The organism is Desulfobacterales bacterium, assembly GCA_034003325.1.
In the GTDB taxonomy this organism is placed as follows: Bacteria; Desulfobacterota; Desulfobacteria; order Desulfobacterales; family JAFDDL01; genus JAVEYW01.
The window spans coordinates 35,847-49,758 of the sequence record JAVEYW010000024.1; the positions used below are offsets into that span (position 1 = coordinate 35,847).

Here is a 13,912-nt window from a genome sequence, read left to right on the forward strand (position 1 = left end):
ACTCATCTCCTTATCCAGTTATCACTGTTTCCAATCCAGGGTTGTTTCGCTTTCTCGATGATCATCTCCCGGTCCTTCTCCTTTCGTTTCCATGTTTTGATTCCCTTCATTTCGTGCGCGCACAGGTTCAGGACGGCGCAATCCCAAAGGTGATTTTGCCGGCGCGCCGGACACTCCCAGAGCCCCTTTTCGTTCTGGAATTCAGCCGTCATGTGGAAGGCGTAGGCCTCCGGGAACTCGGAATGATACCGCCACGCGCCGGGGTCTCCAGGGGATATGTCCAGCAACCTCGACAGCTCGTCTTTGTACACCTTGGTGTTGATATCGATCCGCTTCAGCCCGCCTGGGATCGGCTTCTTTCCGCCCGGGTAGTATTCCTGGTTCGCATATCGGTAGTTAAGGGTCATGTCCTGAAACCCCTTGGTCGGATAAATCATGCCCCGGTGTTTTCGGCAGAAATCATAGACCTCATTCGTCCGGTGGCCCATGGCATCCTGAAGCACCAGCACCACCGGGTACTCATTGCCCTCATCATCCATATACACGTTTCCCCACAGGACCTTCTCCAATTCCAGAAACGATTCCACATATCCTTCTTGGACGCACCAACTGTCTTTTGAAAGCGTAGGCCCGCCCCATCCCCAGGCGCGGATCTCGTACCAAAACCCGTAATCCTGGGTATCGACGCCGGCCGTCAGCGCCGCCACAACACCTTTTCCGGGGACTCTTCCCCTCGGCCGGTCATCCTTCAGCCCCAAGATCTTCGACTCTTCCCGTTCCTTCTGGTAGACCCGCCACGGCTCGGCGGCAAAACCGTTGCTGAAATCCTTCAACTTCGTCTTATCCACAAGCCCCCGCAGAAACGCAGCCGCGCATTCGGACAGGGACACAAAGGGAGACAGCCAGGCCGGAATGTGAAACCCGATCCGCAGCGGCCGGAGGGATTTCAGGGCCGTCATCAGACCTCGGTCATGGGCCCGGTCCCGCCATTCGCCGGAACGAACGGCTTCGTTTCGATCGGTGTCGGTCCAGTGCGCGGTGCACTTCTCGCACTCGTACCAGGCAAGCTTTTCGGACTCGACGGCGTTCGGATCGGCGCCGGAGCCGTCCGGCCACTTGATCTGCTGAAACGCCATTTTCTGAGTGGCCCCGCAAGACGGGCAGCGCACCACGTAGTCGAACACCACCTCGGCTTCGTTCAGGGCCATCCAGATCGGGCCGGTCTCTATCGTCGGCGAGCTGGTGATCCAGATCTTACGCATGTGTCCGAAGTTTCGGGTTCTTTTCTTTGCGAGGTCGATCGGCCCGGCCTCTTTTTTGTTGGCCGTTTCGGGGAACTTGTCCACCTCATCCAAAAAGACGTATGGCAGGGGCTTGGATGCCAGGCGCGAGGCCGAATTCGCCCACGCCATGTAAATTCTCATGTGTTGGAGGTTTATCCGAAGGGAGCTTTCGTCATCGACATAGCCTGTCGCGTAGGACCTGAGCCGGCGGCTGTCCCGGAACATCGGCTGGATACGATCTTTGTTGGTTTCTTTCGCCGCGTTTTCATCCGGAAACACGATCAGCGCATTACCCGGTTTCCGGTCGGCGGCGTACCCAAGGCAGGTGAGAACCCCTTCCGTTTTTGCCGCCTGGGGTGCTGCGCAAACCACAATTTCCTGCACCGACGGAAAAAACGACGCGTCCATAACGCCCGCCACATATGGGACGTTCCGGTTTTTCCATGGGCCAGGAATCGGCGCGTCCTGTGGAAGAACACGGTGTTTTTCCGCCCACTCGGAAACCGGGATCTGCGCGCGCTTCCGCAAAATCCGCTTTTCCTGCCGGGAGAACCTCAATGGCAAATAGACCGCCCCATTTTCTTTGCGCACCGAGATATAAAACCGCCCGATGGCCTCCATGCCGCCGGCGGTGTTGATCCATCGTGGGTTTATTCTGATGTGTTGGGGTAGATCTGGTGTCATCAGGTTATATCTCTCCATCATAATACACGCCGAAAAGCTTATCGCAAATGCGAAGCGCCTCACTTGCATACTTCGGCACACCGTCTGGGGCTCCAAAAAGCATACAACGGCTTTCTTCCGCTTTCTCGCCGTGCTTCCAAAAGCTGCATTCCACCCATCCGGTCCCATCATAGCAGTGCCCGCGCATCGGCCCACCAACATACTCGGGGCCTGGTGTTTTGATAACTCTCATTTCAATTCCCCCATGAGTAGCAGAAATAACGTTTTTCATTTTCAACGCTTCATCCATTATGCCGCCACACCTCCCGCCGATAAATCAATCCCAAACTCCTCCAGCGCGCACATCTGGTTCAAAACGTCGTCCAGATCGGCATAAATCATGTCCAAAAACACGCCAGCCTTCTGGGGGTTCCCGCCGGCAATAGAGATGTAATCCGTGGCTTTTGTCCGAAGGAGGCCTCGGAATATGCTTTCAACAGCGCCAAGCTTCAATGCGAATTCGGTCTTGACGTCCGTTTTCAGCAAGTATTTCCCTCGCTCCTTTTCTATTTCGAATTTTGCCTTTTCGGTCTGGGCCTCAAGACGTTCGATTTCGACTTTTGTTTTCCGCGCGTGCAGCATGTCTACCTGGCCGGCCGCACGGTCCGACAGTTTTTCGAGGCCTGCCCGGGTGATATAGGCGCTTGCCTCTGAGTGCGTGATGGTTCCGTCCGGATCGACACGGATCAGCCCTGCATCACGGTCCTTGTAGACCTTACTCTTTTTGATCTTGTATCCCTCGGCTTGCAGATATTCAACGACGGCCATGATGTTCGGAAATACCGGCTGCTCCGAAAAATACTTGGCGTTCAGCGATTCGATCGTGCGCTGGAGGGCCTCCTCTGTCGCCTGCCAGTTTTTCAGGTTCGCGGCGGATCGGTCCGAGATGTAGGCTGCGACCAGGTCCTCATTCGCAGCCGTCAAAACCCGCAATTTGGCGGCTTCGGCCTCACTTGCCGCTTCGATCAGTTTTTCAATTATTTCCTTGTCCATGGCCTGATTTTCTCATTCAAACACGTAAAAAAAAGTTGCGGCCGTCGATTCTCTCTTTCGGATGCCTCCCGATGAACCGGCTCACGTTTTCATCGAAATACACAAGCTTGCTGATTCGTTTACTGGCCACCTCATTCCGCCAACTTGGCGGCCATTCCAGTTTGAGCCGCTTCGGTGTTGAATATATTCTGACCGGGTGCTGCTTCAGCAGCTCGCCGAGTTCCATCACGGTTTCTGGAAACGCCGGTTTCTGAGGCTGGGGCTTCGGAGCTGACTCTTTTACCACGGCCTTTTCCGGCAACAACGGTTTCGGCCCATCGGCCGGTGGTGTCTCGTTGATGTGCCACGCCGGCGGAAGCCCGGCAAGAACCCAGGACCGAACATCCACCGACCTAAAAACATCTCCGGGATCCTTCCCGTCCGGAACCGGCCACCGATCCGCCTGTATGAAATTATCCAACCACCAGCCACTTGCCTTTTCGCCGGCCGCATCCGAATCCAGAGAGACCAGCAAAACAGCGGCAGCCGATATATCCGCCGCGCAACGGGAATCCGGCTTGCTCGCGGAGGTCCCCAGGGCCACAACACCAGTCAGGTCTCCCGCGTCCTGGCCGATCAGGATTCCATCAAGTTCGGATTCGACCACCATATAGGCGCGTTGCCTTTTCCCGATCAGCATGATGGCCGGAGACGACCCCGGAACGAAATAATACCTTGGCCCGTTATTTGACTGCACATCCACCTTCGGCCGGCGGATCCGTATCCGGTAAACGGGCCCGTCAACCAGATACGGGATGACCAGCCCGCGGGGAATCCACAATTTTTTCGGCTTTCCGGTTTTTTCAACGATTTCTGTTGGAAGCCCCCAGCTTTCTCGAGGCCGGTAAAAATCCTTCCCGTTGATCCCTAGCCGGAACCGCCGCGCGCCATCCGCCGTAATACCGCGCTCACGGTGAAGCTTGTCGAGAGCCGGCGGATTGCTCATCAGCGCATCATGCGCCTGGTTAACGAACACAGCCGCCTTTTCAGACCATAAATCCGCCGGCGCGTCGTAAGCCGTGGGGGTGAAAACCGCCTTCTGGGCGGTATTTGAGTGAAGAATGGGCTTTGTGTACCCATACTCCCGCCCTTCAATCCCGGCCTCTTGGCAGGCCTGTTTGTAGGAAAGCCCGTCCGCCTGCATGAAAAAGGCGATAAGATCACCGCTTTTTCCGCAGAACCGGCACCACCAGCCGCCGCCCTTCCACTTCGGGTGGCTTGGCCAGACATGGAACCGGTCGTTTCCATCCTTGCAGAAAGGACAAGGCCCGACGAACTCTGCGCCATGACGCTTCCCGTTCGGCCTGAGCTGCACTTTCGATTGAACCGCGGTTAGTATGTCCATTTAATCTTCCAATCTTCCAAGGTATCCGCCAAAACTTTTTCCCAATTTTTTCAACCCCTTTAGAACATCCACCCTATTTTTCTCTTTTTCAAAATGCATAGCAAAAAAGATAAAAATATATATTTATTCCGTCTTCATATATCCGCCAAAGCGCAAATATATTAATATATCGGTATGATAATGCTTTGGAAGATCGTGTTTAAATCCGCTAATCTTCCAAAATTTTATGGCCGGACCGTCTACACGTAATCGGTCATTACCGCTTCCGGATCATACGCCTTGATGACGTCATAATTGATTGCCAGGCCGAAATACCGGGTGACGCCATACTTTTCATTTCGATACCGCTTCTTCATGTACCCGCCGAACGTCTTTATTTTCGGCGGGAAATTCCCGATATTCTTTTGATACCACTTAACGAAGAAGTGGTAGAGTTGGCTCGACCCGATGCCGATTTCGTCGTCTTCAACCTTGATGCAACACTCTTCAATAAATGAGCCGAAATAATCCAACTCGTCGCGCGTCCGCTTGCTTTCATCGATAACCTTCTGGGGTATCTTGAGCCCGACGCTTCGCCACTTGAGATACCCGCGCACCAACCAGGCAAGAATCCCGGACGCCTCTTCCCGGAGCGCATCATCCAAATAGGGATCCGCTTGCCGTTCATTTTCTGCTTCCGGGTTCATCACAAACTTGATATTGAATGGGATATAAATGATGCGGTTCCAGAAGGCGGCGTCTTCCGTGTCCGCCCGGAGCTTGAAATTCGAAAGAAGGAAAAGAGTGTGTGTCGGCTCGAAATCGGTTTGCCGCTTGTCGTATGGCGATCTTGCCGTGAGCGTATCTTTCCCGGTCATGACCTTCACCCGAACGGCGCTTACCTTCGCGTTGTCCTCGGTCTCGGATGCATAGGCTATCCGCAATCCTTTGAGCGCCATCATGGAAGGGTCAATTCCGCTGCTGCTTGGTTTGTACCCAGAAACCAACATGTCACTGGAAACCGGCCCCCCCAAAGGACCCACGGCATACGAGACAGCTTCCATTATGGTGGTTTTCCCATTGTCGCCATGGGGACCGATGAAAACCGGAAACTTTTTCTCCACCACCTTCCCGGATATCGACATCCCGAAGAGACGCTGGAGAAACTCCGCCATTTGGTCGTCATCGGCCATGCAGGACGCCACGGCTTTTTCAAACCGCTCGCACGGGTGATTCAAGTCAACCCAGGGATGCGGGCTTGCCTTGAGGATCCAGTCTTCCGGCCGGCCAGGCCGAAACTTCCCGGTTTCGAGATTGACAACTCCATTTGCGCAGCCCAACAAGAGGTGATTGCTGTCGATCTCGTTGCCGCTGATCGCGATGGCGCCGGCCGATGTGTGAGCGAATTCCAGGCAGGCCTGCCGGCGGTTGTTTCCCCTGAGCTGGTTGGCCCTGTTTTCAAGCGCCTCTACCAGGGCGGTCATACCTTTAACCACCTGGTTGTCTTTGATCTCCGGAAGTGTTTTTTTGATCGCGGCCGCTTCGCCCTCGTATGCCTCCGCGACGGCTTCAACTGCCGAAACGGCTTCATCCATGATGTCCTCGACCCAATGGTGGCCGGCCCACTTCAGCCACATGTTGCGGGTTTTACAAAACACGAATTTGCCACGGTGGAGCGCTTTGTAAAGTTCTCCATCCCCGTGCTGGTTGGTACGCAGGCACGCCCGGATGAAACCGGATGAAATCTTCTCATCTCCATGGTCCCCTCCGCCGCCTCGGCGCTTTGCTTCATCATCTTTGCGCTCGTTCACCTTCCGGCGAATTTCGTTTATGTCGGTGATCTTTTCCGTCATTTGAGCCATAGCCCACACGCCCCAAAAAAATTAGTATGAAAACAACTGGTTTTTAGCCAATAACCGACCGAATTAAAGAAGTAATATTCCATTTTCCATTCCATTTTCAAAATTTACCTGGACACGATGACCGGGGTTGTTTGACCCCTACGGTGAATGGTCATAGGAAGGACCCGCGATCTCATCCGCCCGGTTGGACCTTTGGGCTGTTTTTCTGTTGCTTGGGGGAAAGGGGGCGCCGGGGTATGGCCGGCCCAAACCTAAAAAGGATTGAGCCGTTTTAGACGCCATCCAAAGACGGAACGGTGTTGATATCGGCATATGAACGGGGTACTGTGTTGGGGTACCCAGCAAAAAAAACCGGGTTTTTTGGTGGCAATACGTACCCCAAAAATACCCGGATAGTTTTACTGAAACATAGGCGGCTGTTGATATTATGCACTTTGCCAGGATGCACAAAAAATCTATCGTGAGCCTTTCACGCCGGCAACAGGGGTTCAAATCCCCTTGGGGACGCCAAAATATTTCAATGGCTTACACAATGTAAGCCGACCTTATCGCAAGCCGGATACAAAATCCGGATACAAAACGCCTTCAGAGTGCCACCTCTGAGGGCGTTTTGCTTTGGGGAAATGGGATGACTTCAGCCGGTCCCGAAGATTGTTTTCCATGGCATCACGAGCCGACTCCAATCCCAGTGTACGAAGGTAGCGCTCTGTCGTGGTGGGGTTTTTATGCCGCAGAATTCCCTGGATTTTCCACAGGGGTTCCCCGGCGGCAAAAAGGATGGATGCGGTCAGGTGTCGGATCGCATGAAATCCGAAGGGTTCCGCTCTGGGAAAAAACATGAAAGAATTGGTGCACTAATTTCCCGGTGCACCCATGTTCATTTTGTGGCGACATGTCTCACATGATGGCAAGATTTAAAAAAGCGGTGGCACAAAAACAATATGAAAAGATTTATGGAACTGATGTGATGGAGGGCTTCAAGCTAACTTTTTTTTGATCTGGCCGGCAAATGGCTCTGGCATAAAAAGCCGCAACTGGCCTCAGTTAGAAGATCATAGGAAGAGGGAATGGCGTCGCCAGTCTTCCTTTTTCAGCCATCCACGTTTGGATGGATTGATAGCCACAGTCTTGCCCCAGCTTAATTTTTTATAGAGTCAAATCCACGGTGTGTAAAAAGGAAGGGGGGGCTGTTAGCGCCCCCAAGTTGTTGGCAGTAAGCTGAGATCGCACGACAAAATTATTATTAACAACAAATCCGGGCCAGCAATTTAAAATACCCAACAATTGCAATTTTTTGGCAATCCGTAGTTGGAAGAAGGGTGGCAAGTAGAGCGATGAGCGCGGCGTCAACCCCTTGAATTGGGACCGGCAACAGTCAATTACCTTGCCGGTCACAAGGTTTCCCGAATTACTTGCTGGTGATCCTTAAATCAATTCGCCGGTTCTTGGCGCGTCCTTCTTCAGTGCTGTTGTCGGCGATCGGATGTTCCTGGCCGTAGCCCTCGGCCTTCAGGCGGCTGGGATCCACCCACAGTTTGACCAGATCCGCCATGACCGCATTGGCCCGCTGCTGGGAGAGTTTCAGATTCGCCTGCGGATCCCCAACGTTGTCGGTACAACCACCGATCTTGATTGCCACCTTTGGGTAGGCCTTCAGGATCTCGGCAATATTTCCGAGCTGCTCATGCGATTCGGTTCTCAGCGTTGCCTTGCCGGTCTCAAATGTGAGCCGATCAAACGAAAACCATGTCTTTTCGTCAACTGGGCGCTGCGTATCTTCGATAAAGTCGATCAGTTTGTTTTCCACGCCGAGATCTGGGATGTTGAGCTCAACACCGCCGGGCAACTTCTTGCTGAAAAACTTACCCTACCCAGCCAAAGCGTCGCACGCCTGTTCCGCGACTTTGTCGGCTTTCCTTTCCCCCAGTAACTCTCCAATCTTGCCGATTAAGCCGTCGTTTAATTGATCTTTAAGCTATGCAATAATGTTCTGTGCCATGTCTTGTCTCCTATTGCCGCATTCACGTAAAGCGTTGGACAGCAACCCTATGAACTGCCGGCTGTCCACCGTCATTAGGGGCTGCCATCAAGCAGGTTACAGTCCAACCATTTGCTCGATGCGCCCGGTCACCTCAGGGGTAAGCCCCAGACCGGATGCCAGTTTCCCCAAGTAGGCCTTCTCAGCCGGCGTATCCACCTCGATCGCCATGAGCGAGGCGGCGTAAAGTTCAGCTGCCAGATTCGGGTGGCCTTCCGCCGCGCTAATCAGCGTCTCGGTTTCCATGGGCCGTTTCATCAGCTCAAGGATGTAGCGCTGGTCGTCAGCATCCGCCCCCGCTTCCTGTAGCTTGCCGACGATGCGGTGGGCCTCGCCTTCGTCGATTTTACCGTCCGCCTTTGCGGCGTTGATCATCGCCTTCAGCACGAGCTCTGAACGATTTTCCAGTTCCCTGCGCTCCACTTCGCTTTGAGGCTCCATGAGACCCAAAGGCACATGGCCTGTGCTCTGGCCGCTGCCTTGCAGCGCCTTGAAGGCCATTGCCCCGAGGAGCGCCATCACTCCTCCGCCAAGGGCGCCACCCAAGGATTTGCCCCCACCGCCCAGCAGTGCGCCGGCTAACGCCCCCAAGCCGCCGAGAGCCAGGTTCTGTTTACCACCTGCCGCCTGCCCGACCTGTCCAAATACCTCTCCGAGCCTGCCGCCCAGACCTCCGCCCCCCCCGCTCAGCATACCGGAAAGGACGTCTCCCAACCCGCCGCCGCTGGTCCGCTGCCCGCCAAGCAAGCCACCCAGGCTTTCCAGGAGACCTCCGCTGCCGCCACCAAAAGCGTTCTGCAGCCGTTGGTTGGATGAAGGCGCCATGCCCGCCTGCATCATCGCCCCTAACAAATCACTGATGCCCATTTCGTAATCCTCCTGTACTTCTCAGTTTAATTCGCCATCTCCTTCGCCCGCCTCACCCTAACGCCTCAGCCAAGGGGGATGCGGATTTTCTGGCCGGGATAAATCAGGTTCGCATCTTTGATGACTTCCCGGTTGGCTTCGAAGATTTTGGGGTAGTCGTTCGCCTTCCCGTAGAACTGTTTGGCAATCGCGGACAGGGTGTCGCCCTTCTTGATGATGTAGTATTCAACCTTCTCCTTAACCGGCGGGGCTTTCAATCCATCGATTTTTACGTCCGTAACCCCTTGCACGTTGCCCGCCATGAGCACCGCCTTCTCCATCACCTCGGAGCTCAGCGCCTGACCCGAAAGGGAAACCACCCCTTTGCTGAAGTCAACTCCCAGTCCGGTGATGCCGGGGTTCATCGCTTCGATATGTTTCTTGATTTTTTCAGCCGCCTCTTCATCGCGGTTGAACAGCTTGTTCCCGATTTCCTTAACAAAATCGAATAATCCCATGGAGTCCTCCTTCTGGTATGGTGTCAAGTGTTTTAAACTCTCTCTTTGGTTGCGGCAATAGGTCTGCATTAGGCTGCTCGTCATTTTTCAGGCTTCCATCACGGAATGAAGCCGCTACACCCTTCACGCTAAATCCCCTTCTTTACCACCAAGAAGCCGTAAACGCCTGATCCGCTCTTCCACAGGCGGATGAGTTGATAACAGCCTTTGCAAATCGCCGAAGAAGGGGTTCACGATGAACATATGAGAATGGGCGGGATTCCCTCGTGTCAGGGGAACGGCCTGAACTCCCCGGTGCAGTTTTCCCAGGGCGCTTGCAAGAGCCAAAGGCTTCCCGCTTATTTCCGTCCCCCCTTCATCAGCGGCATATTCCCTCACGCGGGAAACTGCCATGCGAATTAACATGGCCCCCAGAGGCGCTCCGATCAGAATGAGCATGCGGCCCAGAGGATTCCCCCGCCGATCCCGACTCCCGACACCGAAACGGGCAAACTGTCCGAGCATGGCAACAGCCCCTGCAAACGTTGCAGCGATAGTCCCGGTCAGGATGTCACGATGCTTCACATGGGCCAGTTCATGCCCCATGACTTCTGCCAGTTCATCATCATCAAGATTTTCCAGGATTCCCTCTGTCGCCGCGACCGCTGCGTGCTCTGGATTGCGACCGGTTGCGAAGGCATTAGGATTTTTTCGGGAATAACGAAAACCTTCGGCATGGGCAAACCGGCCTTTTGGGCCAACTCACCAACAATTCTATACAAGCGTGACTGATCCTCCGGTCCGACCTCTGAAGCCGCATACCGCCTCAGGATGATCTTGTCGCTGAACCAGTAGGAGAAGACGTTCATTGCGGCAGCAAAAACAAAAGCCATGACCGCACCTTCGCTCCCTCCCATGGCACCACCAACAACGACGAATAGAATAGTCAGTAATAACATGAGGAAAAACGTACGGGTTCTATTCATGGTTCATCCTTTTCCTCCCCCTTTAGGTTTTAGGGACTTTATAAGAGATAGCAGGGGTATTGAAAGAGTGCCCTCCCGAAGAAGCTAAATACCCTATTTCAGCGTCTAGTTTGAGCCGTGGTTAGAATCTATTTTTCTTAGCAATACTTCTTGCCACAGTGTCCACTTTGTCCGGCAACCGACAGCGCCGTGATAAGTCAGATTAAACTATTTCAGAAATCATCAGAGTGAAAGCAGTAATCAGCACAATCCCTTTTTACGATTTTTATCAACCGACCAAACAGTCCTGGTCCATCTGAAAAACTTACATCATGATGGAATGATCGATCATGTTGACACCGTGAGCTAAGGCATCGACCAAATCCCTGTCCTCCCATCCCATCTCTTTGAGTCTTTTAATTTCACCACCCCCCACTGAGCCGGGGGCTCTGACAGCCTTGACGACAAAAGCCAGCATGGCAGATTCTTTCTCCTCCAACAGAGACTTTGTCGGATCAGCTTCCATTTGGAGAATATCATCATCCTTCAAACCCTGTTTTTTTAGAATATGTTTGTTGAAGTCCGTGCAGAAACTGTAGTTCAGGTTGCGGGACACCAGGTAGCGGATATGGGATAGAAGGGCAAAACTGAGCGTAGGATGATCAGTATAATACTTGATTCTTTGAAGCTGAAGATCAAAAATGGCCGGGCTGGCGCTCATCATCTCCAAGGGCTTGGGTATGACGCCCAAGTTTTTCATGAACATATCGTAAGCTTCTTTGATAGTGCCCTCCGCCTGTTCAGGTGAAACGGTATTGATCAGCGCCATTTGAACCTCCTTTTTGGATCGTTATAAGGCCACCATACTTGCCAAAACCATCACTATTCCGGAATCTATTAAAATAGCAAGACTGTATTCGATATGGATCACCGTAACCGAATCCGGTCTTGCCTGTCAATTTTTCAGTTGACGTTTTTAGTTGCCGTCGGGGTCAGTACCCGGTGGTCATTTCTTGGTTTACCCGGGTTTCAATTCGAAAGAATGTATCTGCCAGTCCATGCCGTGGGAAAATCGCGATAGTCCAGGAACATAGCCACATTGTTCACTTTTGGGTGTTTCGGATATTGTTGGTATCGTTGATTATTTAACCTACCGTTAATGTTGCACATGGGATAATCATCCTTGAGTTGAACGCCTGAGCTAACCGGGCGGCGGCAGAGGCGTTGAATATTGATTCCGCGTCCATCCGCCGCTCCGGTTGAGCGACTTGTTAGCTGGCCTGACGAATCCCAAGCCTCAGGCCGATTCTTTATGCTAGGGCACTAGCTTCACCGGCGGAGGGTTCCATTTGCCGGTGAGCGCATCGGGCTTCGGGGCGTAAATACGCATGGTCAGGTTGAACGGCCCTAAGTATAAGGAGAATAACCGCAACACCCCTGTATATCAAGGCTGAGAACTGGAGGCTGGATATGCCTGAAATATCCGTCTTTCCGGCCTCAATCTATTCAACCCCCTGGATTTCCGGCTGAATCCACCCTCTTCCACTGCCTCCCTGGCCTTCTGGCTTGGTTCAGGCAACCTATCCTTCTGTTGCTGTGCCGTGTAGAGAAGTGTGAAAACCCAGCGCTAGGCAAACCAGCCTGTATCGGGTGAGGCCCGCGTTGCCGGCAGCAACTCGGGTGGTGGCGCTAATGCGCCTTTCTTCATGAGGTGAATCGATTATTTCACCATCTCCAGTTTCGGAGCGGTCCACGTACCATCCAGAGCAGCTGCTTCTGGCCAATAGATGCGCAGGTAAGATGAGAATGGTCCCTTGGGTGCAGGAAGCCAATTCGATTCCATGTCCTTGCCGGGTGACTCGTGCTGGATGTAGAGCGTGAGGCCGCCATCGGTATCCATTTTCATGTCCGGCAACATCGGCGAATTGATGAGGTAGCGGTCGATGGGATTGGCCACCAGCAAGCTCTCCGGCAGCTGATACATGGTGAGCGACCAGAACGCATGCGCGGGTGGCAGTTTTCCCTTGGAGAAATGCAGAGTATAGCGGTTAGCGCCGTTGAGCTTTTGGCCGCTAGCGTCAGTAAAATAAATAGGGTACATCGCTTCCTGTTTTGAATTTCCCCAGATGCCAATGGTTGCGAGCCAGCGATAGAGGTAATTGTTCTTCATGAACTCGCGGGTGCCGAAGACATCGCCCGACGTGATCTTCCCTTCGTTGAGAAGCTGCACGCCGCCCGCAAATTCTTTCCAGGCGTCGCCGATGCCTTCCTCGAAGGCTTTCTTCATTTCAGGGGAAAGCTTTGTGGGATCAAAGGTCTTTCCGGCGCCGATGCCAACCTTGGCGAACCTCTCCATGAGTTCCTTCTCGGACGGATCGGTCGGGCAGAATTGCAGGATGAAGTTCAGGATATTGAACACCTCGAGAGAGCTTTTCTGCTCTTCCTGGCTGATCGGCTTGATGTAGTCGATGGCCGGGGCGGGGGCGGACGCGGGCTGGCCGAGGAACTGGCTCAAGGGCTGCACCTTGTACTCCGACTGGATTTTCTTCACGTTGTCGAGGTCGGCCGGATCGAACAGCTGGGTACGGTAGAGAAGGATGTTTATCTTGGTCTCTGACTGGATGACGTCCTTGATGCCGGCTGGCTTTTTGCCCTTCCAGTTCGGGCCGGCGAGCAGGAAGTTTCCGCCGCCGTTACCGGTAGCGCGGCTGCCGACATAGGCAAAGTTAAATGTATAGGCATCGACGAACTGTATCGAATAATAGCGGTCCTTGGGAAATTCAGGGACGGTCAGCACGAGCGGTTCGGCCCGGAGGTCTGCACCGAGAAAGGAATACGGGGTGTCGGAATTGGGCGTCTGGACAGCCTTGTCCGCCGGGGTGTAGACGCGCGGGATGTTGTGGATCACATTCCACGGCCCCTTGTATTCGGGGTCGTTCTTGTCAACGAAGTAGCCGTATTCGATGCGGTAGCTGTCCACCATGGGATAACCGTAGATGTAGGCTTCCTTGGCGATGGCACGCGCCTCCGCTGCGCTGATCTTGTCTTGGGCGTGAGCTTGGATCTGTGGAAGCGCAAGCAGCGCTATGATGCACCCCAGCGCGATGAGTCTTGTGCGTTTTATCATTTTGTGTCTCCTTTGGTATTGAACCGGATGAAAAGTTGGGTAGCTAAAGTCAAAATAAGTGGCGCGGCTTTTTGCGTCCGCTGGATTATATTGATATTTGTTATGGCCTCAAGCAAATCCTGAGACCGTCAGTGGCAGATACACGCTCTGACATTTTCCCGGTCTCCGACGAGCATTTGTGGGCCCATTCTCGACCGGGAAAATGTCAGAGATAG

General features: G+C 53.5%; 11 protein-coding genes and 1 pseudogene. All 12 read right to left on the reverse strand.

The window, feature by feature from the left end; all coding sequences use genetic code 11:
- Positions 1 to 2: 2 nt before the first annotated feature.
- Positions 3 to 1,967: a phage terminase large subunit family protein gene (locus RBT11_19145; GenBank protein ID MDX9788901.1), complete on the reverse strand. Its 1,965-nt coding sequence runs from the start codon at positions 1,965 to 1,967 to the stop codon at positions 3 to 5.
- 4 nt (positions 1,968 to 1,971) lie between these two features.
- Entirely contained in the window at positions 1,972 to 2,256 is a 285-nt protein-coding gene (locus RBT11_19150; GenBank protein ID MDX9788902.1) for a hypothetical protein, read from the reverse strand.
- Positions 2,256 to 2,999 (reverse strand): hypothetical protein, encoded by a 744-nt coding sequence (locus RBT11_19155; protein MDX9788903.1) that lies wholly within the window; start codon positions 2,997 to 2,999, stop codon positions 2,256 to 2,258. The genes RBT11_19150 and RBT11_19155 overlap by 1 nt, the downstream gene beginning before the upstream one ends.
- 16 nt (positions 3,000 to 3,015) lie before the next feature.
- Positions 3,016 to 4,383: a CHC2 zinc finger domain-containing protein gene (locus RBT11_19160; GenBank protein MDX9788904.1), complete on the reverse strand. Its 1,368-nt coding sequence runs from the start codon at positions 4,381 to 4,383 to the stop codon at positions 3,016 to 3,018.
- A gap of 239 nt (positions 4,384 to 4,622) precedes the next feature.
- Positions 4,623 to 6,224, reverse strand: coding sequence for a phage/plasmid primase, P4 family (locus tag RBT11_19165; GenBank protein MDX9788905.1), 1,602 nt, complete (start codon positions 6,222 to 6,224; stop codon positions 4,623 to 4,625).
- Positions 6,225 to 7,632: 1,408 nt separating this feature from the next.
- Positions 7,633 to 8,031, reverse strand: a complete 399-nt coding sequence (locus tag RBT11_19170; protein ID MDX9788906.1) for an OmpA family protein — start codon at positions 8,029 to 8,031, stop codon at positions 7,633 to 7,635.
- A 288-nt stretch (positions 8,032 to 8,319) separates the two neighbouring features.
- Positions 8,320 to 9,129, reverse strand: coding sequence for a tellurite resistance TerB family protein (locus tag RBT11_19175; GenBank protein ID MDX9788907.1), 810 nt, complete (start codon positions 9,127 to 9,129; stop codon positions 8,320 to 8,322).
- A 65-nt stretch (positions 9,130 to 9,194) separates the two neighbouring features.
- Positions 9,195 to 9,626 (reverse strand): peptidoglycan-binding protein LysM, encoded by a 432-nt coding sequence (gene lysM, locus RBT11_19180; GenBank protein ID MDX9788908.1) that lies wholly within the window; start codon positions 9,624 to 9,626, stop codon positions 9,195 to 9,197.
- 123 nt (positions 9,627 to 9,749) lie between these two features.
- A pseudogene (locus RBT11_19185) lies at positions 9,750 to 10,259 on the reverse strand (M48 family metalloprotease).
- Positions 10,187 to 10,591 carry a hypothetical protein gene (locus tag RBT11_19190; protein ID MDX9788909.1) on the reverse strand — a complete coding sequence of 135 codons (405 nt, stop codon included), beginning with the start codon at positions 10,589 to 10,591 and terminating at the stop codon, positions 10,187 to 10,189. The pseudogene RBT11_19185 and the gene RBT11_19190 overlap by 73 nt, the downstream one beginning before the upstream one ends.
- A gap of 304 nt (positions 10,592 to 10,895) precedes the next feature.
- Positions 10,896 to 11,399 carry a hypothetical protein gene (locus RBT11_19195; protein ID MDX9788910.1) on the reverse strand — a complete coding sequence of 168 codons (504 nt, stop codon included), beginning with the start codon at positions 11,397 to 11,399 and terminating at the stop codon, positions 10,896 to 10,898.
- A gap of 891 nt (positions 11,400 to 12,290) precedes the next feature.
- Positions 12,291 to 13,697 carry a DUF1254 domain-containing protein gene (locus RBT11_19200; GenBank protein ID MDX9788911.1) on the reverse strand — a complete coding sequence of 469 codons (1,407 nt, stop codon included), beginning with the start codon at positions 13,695 to 13,697 and terminating at the stop codon, positions 12,291 to 12,293.
- Between the last annotated feature and the right edge of the window lie 215 nt (positions 13,698 to 13,912).